Below are 20,646 nucleotides of genomic sequence, written 5' to 3'. Positions count from 1 at the left end.
GGATGGATCGAGGACTACTGTGAGGTTCACCCGCACTCCGGGCTCAAGTTCCGCTCACCACGAGAGTTCCTGCGCCTCAGTGCTTAAACCCAATCGCCGCCTGTCCGGTGAAACGGGGCGCACTCCAGACTGCTGTCGAGCGGTGAGTTGCGCTACTGAGACGATCACCGGCCGACGATAGAGTGCAACAGCTTCCGCTTAAATCCCAATGATACCAATTCAGAACGGATGCGGTGAACCATCGACCTCTTCTGTGGCTCCAAATACGCATTGAAATCAGAAAGCTCATTAGTTCCATACTGCATGCCAGTCTGAAGCTTGAAACCTACTCTTGAGAAGAGGGACGCCCGTTTGCCATTAGGATGGGTCTCATCCAAACCAACATAGTGAAACGGTGTGCAGCTTACACTACAAGCCACCGCGGTGTGGACGCGAGTAGTCACCACTTCTCCAGCGTTGGCGTACATCCCATAAAGACCTTTCCAGCCCCCGATGTGGACATAACGCTCATGTTGGGTCTGCCGAGTTGCGCTGTTCTCAACCACGTAAACTTCTGGGAACCTGGCCAGCAGTTCCTCTACGTAGGTGTCTCTAGATTCAGTGTGTTCGGTGATCGGGTCTAGGTTCACGACTGCGTAGGAGCGATCTTGAGCTGTAAGGAATGAGCGATCTATGAAAAACGCCATATCTATTCCGGAGATGACGTTGGAAGCCGATGCTAATCCAAAATATGCAGCAGTCTCAAGATCGCGTAGAATTACGCGGTCGTAGTCACGCACTGCCCGTTCCACTAATTGCCGTTCTTCTTCGCAGTATCCGGCCGCACTGGCACCTAGCAAAACCTTTGGGACTTGAAGGCCGCCAATTTCGCTAAGTGCTGGTTCAGCAGAAAGGTTGAAGACGCTACCTGCAAACTGGATGATCAGGTCACTAGACTCAAGGGCGTTTTTCGCAGAACCGGTGAGCGCAACGGACGGATAGGTGTAGCCGACGTTTCGGGACGAACTATCGAAGAATTCTACTTCGAAAAACTCAACTTCGTCAGCAATGCCATGGAAGGCTTGCGCGAGGAGGTTCTTTGCTCCTTCATTGATGAAGTTGTTGCCGATATTCAGGCTTTCGGAACACCTGATTAGGCCTACTCGCTTTCGTGCCATAGCATGCTTCTCGCGCCTAAGTGCGGCGAGGCCTTAACCGTAGCAGGGTACCATGGACCCTCCTCGCGATGCGAGACTTCCGCGCAATTGCTTTGAACGTGTTTGGTAGGTTCCCATGGCGACGATATGCCAGTGTAATACGGTTCCACATAAGTCCAGTGAGCATTTCAGTCATATCACTATAGCGTTCCGAGCACGTCCCGAATGCTGAGGCTCTATAACATCGCGCCTCTTCCATGGGTCCTCCGGCGAATGGCTCCATGGTGAATCTATATGGGACAAGGGGGAGGTTCCCTCCCAGAAACTTCTCCCACCTCATACCGACTTGTCGAGCGTCAATAATCACACACCAACGCCTCAGAGCGTCGAAGCTGTCGTTGCGAGTCCCCGTTACTTGCCACCCTTTAGTGGCAATGAACCTACGGAAGAGTCGAGCTTCCGGCCATTGATCTAATGTGAATGAGTCTTGTTGGTTCTCAACTGAGGCCCGAATGGCCAGGACATCGTCCAGCTCTGTTTCTCGGAACCCTCCCTCTGGGAAGTACAGGCGCAGCGATGAAGCCAACCCTACCATAAACATATCAGAAGGGTGATAACCTCTGTCGAGCCTCGTAAAGCAGTTGGTCGTTAGAATAGCGCCCTCCATCAGCTTCTGAGTTTTGTCGCCGAGGATCCTGTCAAGTCGGAGAAAATTCACAGTCTGGTCGGTTCGTAGTTTGATCACTAACGCCTCGGTGTCAGGCAAACCCTCCCGCACCAGGTTTATTTGCCGATTGATGTTCGCGAACCCTGGGTTCTTGACATCCTTGGCGCCTTTCACTTGTATGCTTGCGGGACTCCCATTAGCGCTGGCAACTAGCTGATGAGCCTTGTCCACGTCTGTCGAATAGGTAGAAATAGTTACGGAGTCTACTAGGTGAGTGTTGAGGGCTTTCACACCCAAAGCTACCACCTTCGATGAGTACGAACTCAGCGGCCCATGGATAAGTAAGTGCTTACGCATAAACGTTATGTTCGCTCCAAAGCGTAGTTTGCAGTGTTGATGGCGCCCACCATTGCCAAGTCGAATGGAGCTATCCAGCCATCCTCATCGTACAAATACGAGATAGGTAGCCGCTTTAGATTATCCGCCACTATGTCAGCATTCATTGCCGGGAAATCTGGATTGGTCGTAATTTCCGGGATCTTCCCTATCATAATGAATCCTTCATAGCGTTGCTGTGCCTTGAAGCTATCTCGCAAGTAGTCAATCGACGATGCCACACCGATCAGCGTCTTTTCGCAAACAAGCGATGAGCGCTTTGCAACCTGCAGCACGTAGTTGAAGAGCCGCTTGCTAGGAATGAATGGGCAGAAGATGAACGTGTCCAGCCCGTTGTCCGATTGAACCAGACGTTCCGAAGTCCTAGCAACTACACATCCCGCCTCAGTTATGTAAGAAGGAATTGCATCGTTAACGGACAGTATAACGATCGGCTTACACTCAGGTGCGGAAGGCCGATGTTGAAGTTCAGTGCTTTGAAGCTTCTGCATCCTTATACGTACAGACGTCTCTGGATCAACTAATCTTCTCAGGCGGTCAAATTGGCGCGAGTGCTCCTCACGAAGATCGCCGTCACTCATCGCAAGCGCGCGCCGTAAGGTCGATAAGAGTGAAGCACCGTCGCTGGTGTTGAACATGAGGGGGCTATCATCCCCAATCATTTCAGCCGCCCCTGTCGTATTACCCGCTATGACTGGCAAACCTTTTTGAATGGCCTCCATGACGGCTGTAGGAAAGTTCTCGTACTTGGACGGCAGACAAAAAGCATCTGCATCGTCGTAGAGGTGCCTGCTTTTGTTAGGGTCAACGAAATCGTAAAAGGAGTAGTGCCCCCTAAGTTCAACGGGTATCAAGCGATAGCAGAAGTCGCGATAGTCGATCGGCCGCGCGGTGTCAGGAATGGAGTTTCCTGCAAATGTCACGTGTACTGGAGCACCTTCCGCGGCGAGTTGATTAACTGCTAAGATTATGTCCTGTTGGCGTTTTCGGTTTTCGAATCTTCCAAGGCAGAGGAGTTTCAAACCCTGCTTCGGTCGGCGCGGGCCAACATCCGAAGCGATGGGGAAGCTCGGATAGATCACATCAACAGCTGCAGTTTCGGAATAGCGGCCGAGGTACTTTGCTAAGAAATCGGATACGCAAATATGCCCGTCTGCAAACATTGCTTGCGTTAGCTCTAGGTTCCCGTAAGCGCGCAGGTGTTGGTTAGCCGCTTCCCTAAACCTGGTACCCGCACCCCACTCCCATATCTCGCGGCTACCAGTATGGTGATTCACGACCACTGGGCAATCCAGACGAGCAAGTCCTAAAGCACGCCTCAGAAGCAGGACACTGGCCATCCCTGACCAGTCGCTCACCTCAACGCAGATGGGGTTTAACTTGACCAGAAGTTTGGCGACCGCGTCCATAGTCGCCAAGCTAATGCCTCTGATGACACTCACTTCAAGACGGGCGCTTTTAGTGTAGTCGCCAGCAAAGGTGGTTATTACATGGATATTGTAATTGGTGTGCGCCAGGATCGCGTCTATGAGGTTCAGCAGATAGATGCTGATCCCCCCATTCCCGCGATATCGACCAAACTCATGGCTCACGAAAACGACGGTGCGCACGGGTTGGTCTTGGAACATGGGCAAAACGCTCTACGTCTAGAATCGGTGGCACCTTAGAACCCATAGGTGCAGGCTACAACCAGATCCTTATGTACGAACCCGTATATTGGCCTGATGTAGGCTTCTTCGCCTCTCTGCCCTCAGCAGAACATCAAGAGGTTGGGTCAAGCTTGAGGGAATAGCGCATCTAAGCTTCAAAGCATTGGAGGGCAATCCGGCGCCTAAAGCACGATCAAACCATAACCACAGGCCTGCTCGCTACGCTGCAAACGTCCTGTTTGCCCCTTGACCAATTTGATGTTCGACATGCTCAGCCTCAACAATGTGCTTGAGGAGCTATTTGCGGTTGGGCGCGGGTTGATCTTGGACCCCGACGCGTTGCGGTAGTTTGCAGACGGGCAATGTGCCGCCTGACAAGCATCGTTCGCACGGAATATCGACGCACATCTGGCCGGGGTGACGCACTGGACCTGGATCAGGCTTGTCCCCCCCATGGGAGGTTACCCGACATTTGCCCAACTATCAGCCCTATGCCGCCGGTGCTTCAAAGAGGTCAGTTATCACTAGACAATAGCCTGTTAATCGCTCCGGATGCCGCAGATCAAACATTGTCCCTTGAATCATCATGAGGGCCTGGTGACCAACCGGCTTAATTGGTCTGATCCACCCTGCGGCTCAAGACGCAGTCGCCGATAGCGAGAGGCACATTTTGGCTCATACCAGATAGCGTTGGCCTGGGCCACATGCGGACCATCATCCTAGAGAATGACTGGAGCTCAGCAGGAAAATCTCTGTTACCGCAGCCAACGGCCAACTTACCGAACTCCTAAAGAACGCGGAGGAGGGAGAGGAGGTGATTCTCACGCGCTATGGAAACTTGGTAGCGGCGCGGGACTGAGGGAAGCAGCCAGGACCTTCTCTAGAATGACCCTGATGGCAGGGTAGTATGATCGCACCAGTTGTCTAGCGAAAGGCATCATGCTGGTCATACGACACACTGCTGGTCCAGTATCACACCACGGCATGTATCGTACGTGTTGCTGGCAACCCCTTGGAGAGCCCCTTTGATCCCAAGTCAAAAGGTAGTGGTTAGTGACGGCTCGCGCAGAACGGGGACATCAGCGCACATTCTTCGAGAAACTTATGGCACAGCGGCAGCGGGAACATTCAGCAGGAAGCAAAAGAGTAACTTGAGGTTGGCAAATTGCTGGTCGGATAGCTGGTAGAGCTCGCCGTCTGGAGCCGTGGTGAAGTCAATGCCGATGAAGTCGTCGAGCTTGAGGTTGGGGTTGGTGAAAGATGCGCCCCCGCCAGCCATCCAGTCGGTGAGACTGCGCGCCTGCTTGTAGCGGCAGTGCGTGCCGATCAGGTCGGAGTCGTTGACATGGGCGTCGTAGATATTTTCACCGGACTGCATCTGTGTCTACAGTTTCTCGACGACATCACCCTCACCGATCAGGTCGTGGGTGACCTTGATGCCGGTGAGCGCGGGGAAGGCCAGCGCCAGCACCTTGGATTCGTATTCATGGTAGTGATGGTTTCGGATACGACCTTGATGTCCATGCCCACAAAGGGAGCAGCTGCACCCATGAAGCATTGAGTTCGGCTTCCTGCTCCTTCCGGGTGAGCGAGGACATGTCGCCGATTTCAGCGTCGAGGAACTGGAGAGCTATTACTTTGAACGGCCGCTTTCATTTGGGGCGCGTTGCATTGTGAAATTTGTGATCACAGTCCCACCTCAGGACATAGCCAAGAGCCTCGTGAGATACCGACTGTAGTCACTGGAGGGGAACTCGGCAGCAAGCCCTTCAAGCTGCTCGGACTCGATGAAGTCCATTCGAAATGCCACTTCTTCCGGGCAGGCAATTTTGAATCCTTGGCGCTTCTCTAATGTCGCCACAAACTGCGAGGCCTCGAGGAAACTATCCGGCGTGCCGGTGTCGAGCCAAGCATAGCCTCGGCCGATGCGCTCGACGGATAATTGACCACGCTCCAGATAGGTCCGATTGACGTCGGTAATCTCGAGCTCTCCGCGGGCAGAGGGCTTGAGAGATCGAGCAATGTCTCCAGCGTCCTGATCATAGAAGTATAGGCCCGTCACTGCCCAGTTAGAGCGCGGATTTGCTGGCTTTTCTTCAATGCTGAGCGCCTTGGCATCCCCGTCGAACTCGACCACGCTATAGCGTGCCGGGTCCGTTACATGGTAGGCAAAGACACTGGCGCCACTCGTGCGTGCCGCCGCTGTGCGCAGGAGAACCGGCAGATTGTGGCCGTAGAAGATGTTGTCGCCCAGGATCAGGGCGTATTGGCCGCCGGCTATGTGGTCGGCTCCGATGATCAGTGCTTCTGCGATGCCATTTGGGTGAGCTTGCTGGGCATAGCTGATGTTGATGCCCCACCGGCTTCCATCGCCAAGGAGGCGCTCGAATGCATAGGCGTCCTGGGGCGTGGTGACGATGAGGATGTCTTTCACCCCCGCCAGCATCAGCGTGGTCAGGGGGAAGTAGATCATCGGCTTGTCATAGATCGGCATCAGCTGCTTGGAGACAGCTCTTGTGATGGGGTAAAGCCGCGTGCCGCTGCCGCCGGCGAGGATAACGCCCCTCATTGGTCAATGCGCTCCGAACTCGAATTTCGATCTGGCACGAGGCGTGCTCCCAGAAGGCGACGGACAATAGCGTGCGTTGAAGAGCGCCAATGGGGCAGCACAATGCCATGCCTCTGCCTGAGCTTCTCATTGGACAGCCGCGAGTTCGCTGGCCGCTTAGCGGGTGTGGGATAGTCGGCGCTTGGGATGCGCCTGATGGATGGGTTTGGGCCACCCAGGTCAGCACAAGCACTGAAGATCTCGCTGGCGAAATCCGCCCAACTCGCCTCGCCACTTCCAGTCACGTGGAAAATTCCACGCAGATTTTGGTCATCCGGCCGGCTCAGCAGGTTGCCAGCCATTATTATGATTGCGTCGGCCAGATCGAGTGCGGATGTCGGATTGCCGATCTGGTCTTCCACGATCCTCAGTTCTGCTTGCTCCACCCCTACGCGCAGCATGGTCTTGAGAAAGTTTGCTCCAAACGGGGAGTATACCAGGCGGTTCGGAGGATGGCGTGATTGGCTGTCGCTGCCGCAATCGCCTGTTCACCGGCCAGTTTGGTGGCGCCATAGACGCCGAGTGGGTTCGTCCTGTCGTTTTCCCCATAAGGCTCGGATTTGGTGCCGTCGAACACATAATCTGTCGAGAGATGAATGAGGGAAACGGCCAAATCTGCTGCCAATCGACCCAAGGCTGCGGGGCCGTCGGTGTTTATGACCCGCGCCGTTTGCGTATCGGTTTCGGCCTTGTCCACCGCCGTATAAGCTGCAGCCGACACGATCACGTCCGGCTTTGCTGCGGCGATAAGGTCTAGCCTCCCGTCTGGAGCTGTAAGGTCGAACTCCGGGCGACCGATCTGGATCATCGTCACGCTCTGTTCGGCAGCTCGTTCGGCTAGCGCCATAGCAACTTGGCCGGACTTGCCCGTCACGACGATGCGCATCAGCCGGCCCTTACCTGGGGCAAGATACCCAGTCGTTCACCCGCATACCGCTCACGCAGCGGCTGCCACCACCAGCTGTTCTCCAGATACCAGTGCACGGTCTTGTCGATGCCGGACTCGAAATCCTCGTGCGCGCGCCATCCGAGTTCCGTTTCAAGCTTGGTCGCATCGATCGCGTAGCGTGCATCGTGTCCGGGACGATCCGGAACGAAGTGGATCAAGCTTTCCCTTGGCCGAGCAGACGGAACCCGTTTGTCGAGCGCCGCGCAAATGCTGCGAACAACGTCGATGTTGCGCCGTTCATTGCGTCCGCCAACATTATAGGTTTCCCCGGTCCTTCCGCGTTCAACAATCATGTCGAGCGCCCGGACATGATCATCGACATACAACCAGTCGCGAATGTTTTCGCCCCGGCCGTAAACCGGCAGTTGTTTGCCTTCGAGCGCATTGAGGATGGTGAGCGGGATCAGCTTCTCTGGGAAATGATAGGGTCCGTAATTGTTGGAACAGTTTGATACGATAACCGGCATGTCATAGGTGCGTGCCCAGGCTTTGGCCAGATGATCCGAGGCAGCTTTCGACGCTGAATAAGGAGAGCTCGGATCGTAGGGTGTTTCTTCGGTGAAAAGACCATTGGACCCGAGTGAGCCATAGACCTCGTCCGTCGAGACATGGAGGAAGCGGAACCTGGCTTTTTCCGCCTGGCCAAGCCCAGCAAAATGGGCCCGCGCCGCTTCCAGCAGCGTAAAGCTGCCCAGCACGTTGGTGCGAATGAAATCTTCCGAAGCGGTGATGGATCGATCCACATGGCTTTCTGCCGCCAGATGCATGACACGATCGGGTTTGAAGCTTTCGAAAGCTTCCTGCATAGCCTGCCTGTTGCAGATGTCGGCTTTGAGGAACCGGTGATTGGGTCGCTCATCCACCAGTTTGAGGGACGAGCGGTGACCAGCATAGGTGAGCTTGTCGACGGTGAGAACCTCGTAGCCTTTGGTGAGAACTAGGTGGCGCACCAGAGCTGAACCGATAAACCCCGCCCCGCCGGTAACAAGGACCCGCACGTCACACCTCCGCGTGAGAAAAATAGCTGGGAAGATCGGCTAGGCGCAGCTGGCTAGCATCCTTGGCCGAAAGCTCTGCCGCTTCCGGGCTGACTGGCCAATCTATCCCCAGATCAGGGTCATTCCAGAGCACGCCCCTGTCACAATCAGGATCGTAATAGGCTGTGACTTTGTAAGCGACAATGCAGTCTGGAACGAGCGTACAAAAGCCATGAAGGAAACCTTCAGGGATCCACAACTGGTTCCCCTGCTTGGCCGAAAGCACGACAGAGGTCCATTGCCCGAAACTGCGTGAACCAGCCCTTATATCGACTGCGACGTCGAAAATGGAGCCGGCTATGCAGCGGACCAGCTTGCCTTGCGCCGCGGGCGGCGCTTGGAAATGAAGCCCCCGCACCACCCCGGCGCCGCGGCTCAACGACTGGTTTTCCTGCACGAAGCAGATATCGGCAATGTTTGCAGCGAACCAATCCTGGCGAAAAAGCTCGGTGAAATGTCCACGTGTATCCTGGTGACGCTTGGGAATGATCTCCAGCACATCATGCAAGCTGGTTTTTCGAAGTTCCATGGGGCTCATACACAATAGGACTGGACAGACAATATGCTTGAAGCCGCGCCTGTTGCTACCATCATCTGTTGGTGCAGCAGCTAGACAGATTTGGCAGAACCGAAACTCGGCACGATATCTTGAGAGCCTCGCACGGCATGCGCTATGGACAATTCCCGCCAGCTCTTGGGAAGCTAGACTAGATTACCTCAATGCAAAAATGATTAGCCCGAACGATTGGCGCTACGCCTACGCAGACCAAAGAGTTGGGTCCTTCGCTATAAGCAACGAGGCGCTGTGGCATCCGTACCGGCGAGCAACCTTCTCACCGCTTAGCATCCAGAAAATGGAAATAGCAGTTGGGACCCAAAATAGGCTGTAGTTTATAAAGGCCGCGCCGCTGGAGCCGCGATGCGCGCGACGAACGCATTACCCGCACTACCTGGAAGTCTGTTTCGAGAGTTGCTGAGACTGTACACACCCACATGCCAGTACAGTAGGGGAGCTGACTGCTGCTGCTAAACCACCCTGGTTCCATCTTGCGAACAGCGTATTCTCAAGGGTCTCAGTGTTCCAGAACCTTACCGGGAGGTGAACCGCGTTACCAAAAAGGAACGGCTCGACTTCCCTTTTCTTCTCCCACTCAGTTTGGCGAGTAGAAAATGTGGGAGCCGATTTTTGCTACAGCGTTGAAGGTGTTGGACCAGGAAGGGCGGACGGCGGTGGTGTGGTAGTAGAGGGTTGAGCCGGGAACCGCGCCGACATTCTCGCCGGTGGCGAATTCGGCGTAGACATCCTGGGCAAGGGCAGCCGAGCGGGCCCAGGCGCGGCGTTCGCCGGGGGTGTCGCTGCGGCCGTCACAGGCGAAGGTGAACTGGCAGCGGTAACGGCCTTTTTCGGCGTTCTGGTAGATAACCCCGCACAAGGTGGACGGGAACTTTCCGGAGCGAGCGCGGTTAACAATGACATTGGCGACGGCTAACTGGCCAGCTTCGCTTTCGCCGCGGGCCTCGTGGTAGATGGCTTGGGCGAGGCAGTCGCGCTCGGAATTGGCCCGCTCGACGCGCTTTTCGATCGGCTCGTAGCCGGTTTCGACATAGGCGGCGAGCGTGGATGGATTAAGGGCTGGTTCGTCTTTTGCGGCGGACGGACCGCTGGCAAAGCTCGCAATGGCGGAAACCGCGCTGTTGTTGCCCAGTGAGCCGCGCGCGATATAGCCCATCAGCACTTCGCTGTTGAGTTCCTGCGGCTGGCCATAGGCCAGGACGTTGACGGCCCGCAACTCGCGTTGGCGCTCAACATAATTGCTTAGGAGCGCGGGAGTCAGCGGCTGCGCACCGGCGGGAAGCGGCACGGCGGTGGGACCGATGGGCGGCTGGGCGCGTAGAGCAACCAGATCGGCAGGAACGGGAAGCGGCGCAACGGCCTGCGGCTTCAGGTCTTCGGCGTGGACGGAAACAAGGCTGGACAGCAAAAAGAGCGCAGCGGCGCCCGGGGCAATCACGTGGGAAACAACACGCTTGAATGTGGACTGCCAGTTTTGCGTCAACGTCCCGTCCTTACCCATGAGCTCGTCCGGCCGTATCCGGCGAGCCTTCATCTGCAGAAACAATCGGTTCCGACCGCCGCTGCGATTGAGCGGCACACTAGCCAAGCCACCCTCTGCTGGGAAGCCAAGATTTACCGCTGCTTAACCATACAGGTTAGCATCTTAATACGTGGTTAATGCACCCAAGCCCGGTTGAAAAGCTTGTATTTTGAATGACTTGATTGGTGGTGAAGGGAGGTTTAGCCGGATGCATAAAAGTTTACGCAGTTAAGGGTTTTCCCCGGTTTTTTGCTGCAAGCTGTTGCAACGGGGAAACAGATCCGTTTTCGAGAGGCCTTTTAACGCGGATTGAAGGCCGCAAGCCGGACGTGGTCCAGGCTCTCGAGGACAGCAATTCCCAAGGCACGGATGTCGTCATTGGGGTGCACCAGATCGGGCACCATCACGGTCTGCATTCCGGCCGCATAGGCGGCGCGGACGCCGGCATGGCTGTCCTCCACCGCAAGGCATTCGAGCGGGTCCACGCCTAGGCGCCGAGCTGCCGTTAAATACGGTTCGGGGTGTGGTTTGGGGTGAAGGACGTCGTCGCGCGTGACCACAGTTTCAAACAGGTCGAGCAGGCCAGCCGCGCCCAGATGGGTATGGGCATGGGGTTGGCGCGAGGAGGTGGCCACAGCCGTGGGGATGCCGCGCTCGCGCAGTTCGCTAATCAGTTCGTGCGCGCCGGGCTTTACTGGAACGCCGCCATGGCTGCGTTCGCGCATGATGACGCGGCACCGTTCGTCGAACAGCGTATAGGGAAAAGCCACGCCATAGGCTTCGACCAGCAAGCGGTTGGTGTTTTCGTGGCTGCCACCGACCATGGACATGTGTACGGCGTCAGTCATTTCGAAGCCAAGCTCGGTGCAAACTTCGAACACGATCGTCTTGAACACGCTTTCGGTATCTAGCAGTGTTCCATCCATGTCAAAGATGACGGCCTGGAAGGGCTGGAGGCGAAGAATGTCGGTTTGCGTGTGCATCTAGCGCCATATAGGGCGATTTGCCCGCCGCCGCCAGCAAGCCTTGCGATAGGCTGGGTTGCACGGGCGAACCGGCTAACCACTCACCGCGTTAGCGACCCATGAGCCTTTTCAAACCCTCCCGCAATCACGAGACGCTGGGCGATGCCTTTTTCGATCGCGTCGAGCCCGCCCCTTTTCCCCAGAACATTCTGCGCCATCGCGACCAGCGCTGGGCCAAGCGCGTGGGACTGGACGATCTCACCGATGATCAATGGCTGCGCCATTTCGGGCGCTTCGAGCCGCTGGAGGGTTCGTTTACGCAGCCACTGGCGCTGCGCTACCATGGCCATCAGTTCCGCTCCTATAATCCCGAACTCGGGGACGGCCGCGGCTTTCTGTTTGCCCAGGGCTATGACCTCGAAGATGGCCGGCTGCTTGATTTTGCCACCAAGGGCAGCGGCAAGACGCCGTGGTCGCGCGGTGGCGATGGGCGGCTGACCCTGAAGGGTGGCGTGCGTGAGGTGCTGGCCACCGAAATGCTCGAAGCCCTTGGCGTCTATACCTCCAAGAGCTTTTCCCTAGTGGAAACGGGCGAGCAGCTCTATCGCGGGGACGAGCCCTCCCCTACGCGCTCATCGGTGCTGGTCCGCCTCAGCCATAGCCATATCCGCATCGGCACGTTCCAGCGGCTGGCCTATCTGGAGGACACTGAGAACCTCCAGCGCCTGCTCGACTATGCCATTGCCACCTATTTTCCAGCGCTTGCCGATGCGCCGGACAAGCCGGTCGCCTTTATTGAAGCGGTAGCAGGCAATGTCGCGCGGCTCGGGGCGCAATGGACCGCCGCGGGCTTTGTGCATGGCGTTCTCAACACCGACAATATCAACATTACCGGGGAAAGTTTCGACTATGGTCCCTGGCGGTTCCTTCCTACCTATGACCCCGCTTTTACCGCCGCCTATTTCGATGAAAGCGGGCTTTATAGCTTTGGCCGGCAGCCCGACACACTGGCCTGGAATTTGACGCGGCTCGCTGAATGCCTCCTGCCGCTCTCGAGCGTGGAAAAGCTCGAGCCGGCGCTCAATACGATCTGGCCCGCCTTCCGGGAGGCCCTGCCGCAGAACATCCTGCGCCGGCTGGGCCTCGAGCCCCAGGGCACCGAGCATGATGGCGCATTCATCACCGATATCTTCGGCTTCCTCGCTGCAAGCCAGGCGCCTTACGAGCAGTTCTTTTTCGACTGGCGCGGCGGGGCGCTGAGTGCCAGCCGCGCCGCTCGCAGCCCTTCGGCAGAGCATTATGCCAGCGAGGCGTTCCGCCCCGTGGCCAATGGGCTGGAACGTTATGCGCCAGCAGCCGGGATCAATCTGGACCATGCCTATTTTGCCCGCGTGAGCCCGCGCACCATGCTGATCGAAGAGGTGGAGGCGATCTGGGCGCCGATTGCCGAGAGCGATGACTGGAGCCTTTTTCACCAGACCCTTGGCGAAATCGCTCAAATGCGCCAAGCCTATGGGATTGTTGTTTGAGGTTGTCCCATGCCCCTTTACGCGCTGGACGGTGTTGCACCCGAAATTGATCCTGATGTCGCCTGGATTGCGCCCACGGCAATTGTTGTGGGCAGGATCATTGTCGGGGCGGATGTGGGCATCTGGTTCGGTGTGGTGGCGCGGGGGGATCTCGAGCCGATCACCATTGGCGCGCGCAGCAATGTGCAGGAAAACGTCGCTCTTCACACCGACAAGGGCTATCCGCTGACGATCGGAAACGGCTGCACCATCGGGCACAAGGCCATGCTGCATGGCTGCACGATCGGGGACAATACGCTGATCGGCATGGGGGCGACGGTGCTCAATGGGGCGCGGATCGGGCGCAATTGCCTGATCGGTGCTGGTGCCCTAATCACCGAAGGCAAGGAGGTCCCGGACAATTCGCTCGTGATCGGTTCGCCCGGCAAGGTGATCCGCGAACTTGATAGCGAAGCGATAGCGCGGCTCACCGCGTCGGCCGACAATTATGTCAGCAATGCCCGCCGCTTCGCCGCGGGGCTGAGCCAGATCGGCACGACACCGGCCGATTTTACCCCCGCATGAGCCGATAAACGCGTTTGCATTTTTGCGCGACGCCCGCCAAGTTCGTGTTTGACTGTCCGGTCAAAGAACAAGAGGCAGCGGAGCCTGAACGCATGCAGAAAATCATCGCCGAACTGGAAGAAAAGCGCAGGCAGGCGCGGCTCGGCGGCGGACAGAAGCGCATCGACACCCAGCACGGCAAGGGCAAGCTCACGGCCCGCGAGCGGCTCGATGTGCTGCTCGATCCCGGGTCATTCGAGGAATACGACATGTTCGTTACTCACCGGGCGACCGATTTCGGCATGGCCGAGACGATCATTCCCGGCGATGGCGTGGTCACCGGCTGGGGCACGATCGATGGGCGGCTCACCTATGTGTTCAGCCAGGATTTCACCGTCTTTGGCGGCTCGCTCAGCGAAACCCATGCCAAAAAGATCTGCAAGATCATGGATCTCGCCATGCAGAACGGCGCGCCAGTGATCGGGCTCAACGATTCAGGCGGCGCGCGCATCCAGGAAGGCGTGGCGTCCCTGGGCGGTTATGCCGATGTGTTCTGGCGCAATGTGCAGGCCTCGGGCGCCGTGCCGCAGATTTCGGTCATTATGGGGCCTTGCGCGGGTGGGGCGGTGTATTCCCCGGCCATGACCGACTTCATCTACATGGTCAAGGACACGAGCTACATGTTCGTGACGGGGCCCGACGTGGTCAAGACCGTCACCAATGAGAGCGTGACACAGGAAGAGCTGGGTGGCGCATCCACGCACACCAAGATTTCCTCGGTGGCCGATGCGGCGTTCGACAACGACATCGAAACCCTGCTCGAAGTGCGGCGCCTGTTCGGCTACCTCCCGCTCGCAGCGGGTCACAAGCCGCCGCGCCTCCCCAGCATCGATCCGATCGACCGTGTCGACATGAGCCTCGATACGATCATCCCTGATAGCGCCAACAAGCCCTATGACATGCGCGAGGTGATCGAAAAGATCGCCGACGAAGGCGAGTTCCTGGAGCTGCAAAAGGAACATGCCGGCAATATCCTGGTCGGTTTCATCCGGCTCGACGGGGAAACAATTGGTGTCGTCGCCAACCAGCCCCTGGTGCTCGCCGGGTGCCTCGACATCAATGCCTCCAAGAAAGCCGCGCGGTTCATCCGCTTCTGCGACAGTTTCGAAATCCCGATCCTCACCTTTGTGGATGTCCCCGGCTTCCTGCCCGGCGTGGCGCAGGAATATGGCGGCATCATCAAGCATGGCGCCAAGCTCCTCTTCGCCTATGCCGAAGCCACCGTGCCGCTGGTCACCGTCATCACCCGCAAGGCCTATGGCGGCGCCTATGATGTGATGGCATCCAAGCACATCAAGGCCGATGTGAACTATGCCTGGCCCTCGGCTGAGATCGCCGTGATGGGCGCCAAGGGCGCGACGGAAATCCTTTATCGCTCGGAACTGGGAGACAAGGACAAGATTGCGCAACGAACCGCCGAATACGAGGCGCGGTTTGCCAACCCGTTCGTTGCCGCGGAGCGGGGCTTCATCGACGACGTGATCATGCCGCATGGGACGCGGCGGCGCGTGATCCGCGCCTTTGCGACGCTGAAGCACAAGCAGTCGAGCATGCCCAAGAAGAAGCACGATAATATTCCGCTGTGAGGCAGTAATGACACCTGAGGAGCTGCGGGAGTTTGTTAGCAGCAGTAGTATGCTTTTTAGGCTCATGCTGTCCGAAATCGAAGCGCAAGTCAGTAAAGCAGAACATGCTGCTAACAGGCTGAATTTAGCTCTGGAGCAGCACGCTCAGCGCGGAAATACAGAGGCGATCTGGCACGACCTACAAACGATGGCTGAAGCGGCGGCCGCCATAAGCCGGATTATCAAACCCAATCCGCACAGACGGCGGCCGGCAAACGCTCAGGAGTTTTCTGATCGGAGGGGCGAGGCACTTCGATCATTGCTGGACATAGGTGAAGATCATCCGATCCTCGCTAGAAACCTCCGAAACCGTTTAGCCCACCTCGACGAAGACATTGACGATTGGTGGCTCACATCCAAACGACACATAATCTCGCGTCGATCTATGGGAGACGTCGATAATATATTCGCTGGCGTGGAAGACTCAGAAATCTTCGAGCATTTCAATTTCCGCACTCGCGATTTCATCTATCGCGGGGAGCGGTTTAGTACCATCGAGATGTGGAATGCAGTACTTGATGTGGCTGCGCGGGTACATGGTGCAAAGATTAAACTGCGGGATGAGTATGGTGCATGGATGCCAGGACTAGATCAATGACGATCACCAAACTCCTCATCGCCAACCGTGGCGAAATCGCCTGCCGGGTGATCAAGACAGCGCGCAAGATGGGCATTGCGACTGTTGCCGTTTATTCCGATGCGGATCGGGAAGCTCTCCATGTGCGCATGGCGGATGAGGCGGTTCATATCGGCCCCTCGCCAGCCAAGGATTCGTACCTGCAGATCGACAAGATCATTGCCGCCTGCAAGGAAACCGGGGCCGAGGCAGTGCATCCCGGCTATGGGTTCCTCTCGGAAAACCCCAAATTTGCCCAGGCGCTCGGGGACGCCGGGATCATCTTTGTGGGCCCGCCGGTCAAGGCCATCGAGGCGATGGGTGACAAGATCACGTCCAAGAAGCTGGCCGCCGAGGCGGGTGTTTCCACAGTGCCCGGCCATATGGGGCTGATCGCCGATGCCGACGAGGCGGTGCAGATTGCTGGCGAGATCGGCTATCCCGTGATGATCAAGGCTTCCGCCGGTGGCGGCGGCAAGGGCATGCGCATCGCATGGAACGAGGCGGAGGCGCGCGAGGGCTTCGAGCGCTCCCGGTCCGAAGCCGCCTCCTCCTTTGGCGATGATCGCATCTTTATCGAGAAATTCGTCACCGAGCCGCGCCATATCGAAATCCAGCTGATCGGCGACAGTCACGGCAATGTGCTCTACCTCAACGAGCGCGAATGCTCCATTCAGCGGCGCAACCAGAAGGTGATCGAGGAAGCGCCCTCCCCTTTTCTCGACGACGCCACGCGCAAGGCCATGGGCGAGCAATCCGTCGCGCTCGCCAAGGCCGTTGGTTATACCAGCGCCGGCACGGTCGAATTCATTGTCGACGCCGAGCGCAATTTCTATTTCCTTGAAATGAACACGCGCCTTCAGGTGGAGCATCCGGTAACCGAGCTCATCAGTGGGCTCGATCTCGTGGAACTCATGCTACGCGTCGCCGATGGCGAGAAGCTGCCGCTATCGCAGGACGAGGTGCAGCTCAATGGCTGGGCCATTGAATCCCGGCTCTATGCCGAAGACCCCTATCGCAATTTCCTCCCCTCCACTGGCCGGCTCACCCGCTATCGCCCGCCCAACGAGGAAAGCGCTGCTGATTTTGCCGTGCGCAATGACACCGGCGTTTTTGAAGGCGGCGAGATTTCGACCTTCTATGATCCCATGATCGCGAAGCTCTGCACCTGGGCGCCGACACGGCTTGAGGCGATCGATGCCATGGCCGTGGCGCTGGGGAGCTTCGAGGTAGAAGGCGTGGGCAATAATCTGCCCTTCCTGTCCACGGTCATGGACCAGGAAAGGTTCCGCGAGGGGCGGCTGACCACCGGCTATATCGCCGAGGAATTCCCTGAGGGTTTTCATGGACCTGCCCTGCCGCGCGGCCGGGTGTTCGAGGTCGCGGCCGCTGCCGCCATGATGCAATTGCTGCTTGAGGAGCGCAAAGGACGCGCCACGCGGACGCAGCTGGGCCATTCCACCGAGATCTATGGCGAGTGGACCGTGGTGATCGAGGGCGAGCAGGTGCCGCTCAAACTCCATCGCCTTGATCCCGAGGGCACTTGGGAGCTCAACCTTTTCGACCAGGCGGCGGCCGTGGAAAGCTTCGATTGGACGCCAGGGCAGACCATTGCGCGCATCCAATGGGCCGGTGGCGCCTCCAGCGTCATCAAGGTCAATCGCACCACGTCGGGCTTCCGCATGCGCTATTGCGGCTCGGACCTTACGGTCCAGGTGCTACGCCCCCATGTCGCCGCGCTCCTGCCGCTGATGCCGGTCAAAGTGCCGCCCGACATGTCCCGCTTCCTCCTCTGCCCCATGCCGGGCCAGGTGGTGCGGATCGATGTCAGCGAAGGCGATATCGTGGAAGATGGGCAGACACTGGCCATTGTTGAGGCCATGAAGATGGAGAACGTCCTCAAGGCCGAAAAGCGGGCCCGCGTCAGCAAGGTGCATGCCGAGCCCGGTGCGGTGCTGGCGGTGGACGCGGTGATTTTGGAATTCGAGGCGGTGTGATGGAATCGATCCACCCGGATTGGCAGTCGACACCCTCCCCTTGCGGGGCTTCGAGCCGTCCCGAAGGGCCAATCGCTCCTGTGGAGCGATTAGAAGGGAGAAGGCCATGAGAGCTATGCTCGAATGGCGGATCAAGGGTGGGGGGCGGTTAGCCCCGATATCGGGGCTCTCGCACCCCCTCCCAACCTCCCCCGTCGAGGGGGAGGTGCAGGCCTGCGGTCGGGGCAGGATGGTGCGCTATGCCCGATAATTTCGCCCACTGGGCCACCCTCGCCCAAAAGGAACTCCGCGACACCCCCCTCGCCTCCCTCAACCGCGATTATGGCGGCATCCCTGTCCAGCCGGTCTATTTTGGCGAAGGGAGCGAGATCCCCGGCGTGGAACCTTTCACCCGCGGCATCCGGGCCACCATGTATGCCAACCGGCCCTGGACCATCCGCCAATATGCCGGCTTCTCCACGGCGCGGGAGTCCAACGCCTTTTATCGCCAGGCGCTGGAAAAGGGCCAAAAAGGCCTCTCCGTCGCCTTCGATCTGGCCACCCATCGTGGCTATGACAGTGACCATCCTCGCGTCGTTGGCGATGTGGGCAAGGCGGGCGTTGCCATCGATACAGTGGAAGACATGAAGACGCTGTTCGACGGCATTCCGCTCGATCAGATGTCTGTCTCCATGACCATGAACGGGGCGGTCATTCCCGTGCTTGCCATGTTCATCGTGGCGGCCGAGGAACAGGGCGTGCCGCAATCCAAGCTCGAAGGGACCATCCAGAACGACATCCTCAAGGAGTTCATGGTCCGCAACACCTATATCTACCCGCCCGAACCTTCCATGCGCATCGTGGGCGACATCATCGCCCATACCGCCCAGCACATGCCCAAGTTCAATTCGATCTCCATCTCGGGCTACCATATGCACGAGGCCGGCGCGACGGCAGTGCAGGAACTGGCCTATACGCTGGCCGACGGCATGGAATATGTCCGCGCCGCCCAGGCCCGTGGCCTAGACATCGACGCCTTTGCCGGGCGGCTGAGCTTCTTTTTCGGCATCGGCATGAACTTCTTCCTTGAAGTTTCAAAGCTGCGGGCCGCGCGCCAGCTTTGGAGCGAGATCATGACGGGGTTGGGCGCCAAGGACCCACGTTCAAAGATGCTGCGCACCCATTGCCAGACTTCGGGCGTGTCGCTGACCGAGCAGGACCCGCACAACAATATCGTGCGCACCACGATCGAGGCGCTCGCAGCGACGCTGGGCGGCACGCAGTCGCTCCACACGAACTCGTTTGACGAGGCCATCGCCTTGCCGACCGAATTTTCGAGCCGCATTGCCCGGAATACGCAGTTGATCCTGCAGCATGAATCCCGCATCACTGACGTGGTCGATCCGCTGGGCGGTTCTTACTATGTCGAGGAACTGACGCGGCAGCTCGTCCAAGGTGCCAAGGCGCTGATCGGCGAGGCCGAAGCGCAGGGTGGCATGACGCGCGCCGTCCAGTCGGGCGAACCCAAGCTTGCCATCGAGCGTGCCGCAGCCCTCCGCCAGGCACGCGTCGATCGGGGGGAGGACGTCATCGTGGGCGTCAACCGCTACCGGGTGGACACAGAGGAAGCGATCGAGGTCCGAAGCATAGACAATGCCAAGGTGCGGGCCGAGCAGATCGCGCAATTGGAACGCATCCGCGCCACACGCGACGAGGCCAGGACGCAGTCCATGCTTTCGGCCTTGCGTGAATATGCAGCCATGGACGAGGGCAATCTCCTGGAGGCCGCCATCGAGGCTGCCCGTGCCCGCGCCACGCTGGGCGAAGTCAGCCAGGCCATGGAAGACGTTTTTGGCCGCCATTCGGCCGTGACCCGCGTCATATCTGGCATTTATGCCCAAGGGTATGGCGAGGACCCGGAGTTTTCGGCCATTAGTGGCCGCATCGACGCCTTTAAGGCTGCACGCGGCCGTGCGCCCTCCATTTTCATCGCCAAGATGGGCCAGGACGGCCACGACCGCGGCGCCAAAATCATTGCCTCCGCGTTCGCTGATCTCGGTTTCACCGTCCATATGGGCGACCTCTTTGAGACCGCCGATGAAGTGGCAGATCACGTAGCCGAGCTGCATGTCGATGCCGTCGGCGTTTCCTCGCTTGCAGCTGGACACAAGACGCTGGTGCCCGAACTGATCGAGGCACTCCGCGCGCGCGAGCTGGGCGATGTAACCGTGATCGTCGGTGGCGTCATTCCCGAGCCGGACTACCAGTTCCTCTACGATGCTGGCGTCGCAGCGATCTTCGGCCCGGGCACCAATGTGCTCAGCGCCGCTTTTTCCGTGTTGAGCCAGATCGAAGGGAGGCTCTCCAATCAATGATCGGCCGGCTCAACCACATCGCCATTGCCGTGCCGAGCCTTGCGGCGGCATCAGCGAAATATCGCGACCTCCTTGGCGCCCGCGTCGGCCAGCCACAGGCTTTGCCCGAGCATGGGGTAACGGTTGTATTTATCGACACGGGCAACACCAAGGTGGAACTGCTCGAACCCTTGGGCGAAGATTCGCCCATCGTGGCGTTCCTTGCCAAGAACCCGACGGGCGGCATGCACCACATCTGCTTCGAGGTGCCAGACATTGCCGCGGCCGCCCAGACCCTCACCGCCGGCGGCGCGCGCGTGCTGGGCGATGGCACGCCCAAGATCGGAGCGCATGGCAGGCCGGTGCTGTTCCTCCATCCCAAGGATTTCGACGGCACGCTGATCGAGCTCGAAGAGGTTTGACTTAGCGGTTTGCTAACC

15 protein-coding genes and 2 pseudogenes are annotated in these 20,646 nt (G+C 58.3%); 8 read left to right on the top strand and 9 right to left on the bottom strand.

What is annotated here, in order from left to right:
* Positions 1-164 precede the first annotated feature (164 nt).
* Together DDE77_RS15905 and DDE77_RS15895 are read right to left on the bottom strand one after the other, a co-directional pair.
* A complete protein-coding gene (locus DDE77_RS15905) occupies positions 165-1,157 on the bottom strand; it encodes a polysaccharide pyruvyl transferase family protein (protein WP_108398466.1) in 993 nt (330 codons plus the stop codon).
* Between the two features lie 1,008 nt (positions 1,158-2,165).
* Positions 2,166-3,827 carry a glycosyltransferase family 4 protein gene (locus DDE77_RS15895; protein WP_108398464.1) on the bottom strand — a complete coding sequence of 554 codons (1,662 nt, stop codon included), beginning with the start codon at positions 3,825-3,827 and terminating at the stop codon, positions 2,166-2,168.
* A gap of 751 nt (positions 3,828-4,578) precedes the next feature.
* Here DDE77_RS15895 and DDE77_RS15890 point away from each other — a divergent pair.
* Positions 4,579-4,707, top strand: coding sequence for a type II toxin-antitoxin system Phd/YefM family antitoxin (locus DDE77_RS15890; protein ID WP_108398477.1), 129 nt, complete (start codon positions 4,579-4,581; stop codon positions 4,705-4,707).
* Positions 4,708-5,001: 294 nt separating this feature from the next.
* Here the strand turns inward: DDE77_RS15890 and DDE77_RS15885 are convergent.
* From DDE77_RS15885 to DDE77_RS15855, 7 genes and pseudogenes are all read right to left on the bottom strand, one after another.
* Positions 5,002-5,446, bottom strand: a pseudogene (locus DDE77_RS15885) (carbohydrate ABC transporter substrate-binding protein); the annotation flags it as partial.
* 101 nt (positions 5,447-5,547) lie between these two features.
* Positions 5,548-6,417: a glucose-1-phosphate thymidylyltransferase RfbA gene (gene rfbA, locus DDE77_RS15880; RefSeq protein ID WP_108398463.1), complete on the bottom strand. Its 870-nt coding sequence runs from the start codon at positions 6,415-6,417 to the stop codon at positions 5,548-5,550.
* Positions 6,414-7,342: pseudogene (gene rfbD, locus DDE77_RS15875) on the bottom strand (dTDP-4-dehydrorhamnose reductase). Before rfbD ends, rfbA begins: the two are co-directional and overlap by 4 nt.
* Entirely contained in the window at positions 7,342-8,403 is a 1,062-nt protein-coding gene (rfbB, locus tag DDE77_RS15870; RefSeq protein ID WP_108398462.1) for a dTDP-glucose 4,6-dehydratase, read from the bottom strand. The pseudogene rfbD and the gene rfbB overlap by 1 nt, the downstream one beginning before the upstream one ends.
* Before the next feature lies 1 nt (position 8,404).
* Positions 8,405-8,971, bottom strand: coding sequence for a dTDP-4-dehydrorhamnose 3,5-epimerase (gene rfbC, locus DDE77_RS15865; RefSeq protein WP_108398461.1), 567 nt, complete (start codon positions 8,969-8,971; stop codon positions 8,405-8,407).
* 622 nt (positions 8,972-9,593) lie between these two features.
* Positions 9,594-10,595 carry a cell wall hydrolase gene (locus tag DDE77_RS15860; protein WP_245895329.1) on the bottom strand — a complete coding sequence of 334 codons (1,002 nt, stop codon included), beginning with the start codon at positions 10,593-10,595 and terminating at the stop codon, positions 9,594-9,596.
* Between the two features lie 242 nt (positions 10,596-10,837).
* The gene (locus DDE77_RS15855; RefSeq protein WP_108398459.1) at positions 10,838-11,521 is read right to left on the bottom strand and encodes an HAD family hydrolase; all 684 of its coding nucleotides are present in this window, start codon (positions 11,519-11,521) and stop codon (positions 10,838-10,840) included.
* Positions 11,522-11,622: 101 nt separating this feature from the next.
* On the opposite strand from DDE77_RS15855, the gene DDE77_RS15850 reads away from it, so the two are divergent.
* The 7 genes from DDE77_RS15850 to mce all read left to right on the top strand — a co-directional run bounded on the left by DDE77_RS15850 (position 11,623) and on the right by mce (position 20,628).
* The gene (locus tag DDE77_RS15850) at positions 11,623-13,032 is read left to right on the top strand and encodes a protein adenylyltransferase SelO (protein ID WP_108398458.1); all 1,410 of its coding nucleotides are present in this window, start codon (positions 11,623-11,625) and stop codon (positions 13,030-13,032) included.
* 9 nt (positions 13,033-13,041) lie between these two features.
* Entirely contained in the window at positions 13,042-13,596 is a 555-nt protein-coding gene (locus DDE77_RS15845; protein WP_108398457.1) for a gamma carbonic anhydrase family protein, read from the top strand.
* Positions 13,597-13,688: 92 nt separating this feature from the next.
* Positions 13,689-15,221: an acyl-CoA carboxylase subunit beta gene (locus tag DDE77_RS15840; RefSeq protein WP_108398476.1), complete on the top strand. Its 1,533-nt coding sequence runs from the start codon at positions 13,689-13,691 to the stop codon at positions 15,219-15,221.
* A gap of 7 nt (positions 15,222-15,228) precedes the next feature.
* The gene (locus tag DDE77_RS15835; protein WP_108398456.1) at positions 15,229-15,858 is read left to right on the top strand and encodes a hypothetical protein; all 630 of its coding nucleotides are present in this window, start codon (positions 15,229-15,231) and stop codon (positions 15,856-15,858) included.
* Positions 15,855-17,873 (top strand): acetyl-CoA carboxylase biotin carboxylase subunit, encoded by a 2,019-nt coding sequence (locus DDE77_RS15830; RefSeq protein WP_108398455.1) that lies wholly within the window; start codon positions 15,855-15,857, stop codon positions 17,871-17,873. The genes DDE77_RS15835 and DDE77_RS15830 overlap by 4 nt, the downstream gene beginning before the upstream one ends.
* Positions 17,874-18,112: 239 nt before the next feature.
* A complete protein-coding gene (gene scpA / locus DDE77_RS15825) occupies positions 18,113-20,227 on the top strand; it encodes a methylmalonyl-CoA mutase (protein ID WP_108398454.1) in 2,115 nt (704 codons plus the stop codon).
* Positions 20,224-20,628 carry a methylmalonyl-CoA epimerase gene (mce, locus tag DDE77_RS15820; protein WP_108398453.1) on the top strand — a complete coding sequence of 135 codons (405 nt, stop codon included), beginning with the start codon at positions 20,224-20,226 and terminating at the stop codon, positions 20,626-20,628. Before scpA ends, mce begins: the two co-directional genes overlap by 4 nt.
* Positions 20,629-20,646: the final 18 nt, after the last annotated feature.

Source organism: Devosia submarina, from assembly GCF_003056345.1.
In the GTDB taxonomy this organism is placed as follows: domain Bacteria; phylum Pseudomonadota; class Alphaproteobacteria; order Rhizobiales; family Devosiaceae; genus Devosia; species Devosia submarina.
This window is presented reverse-complemented; position numbering and strand designations above follow the sequence as displayed.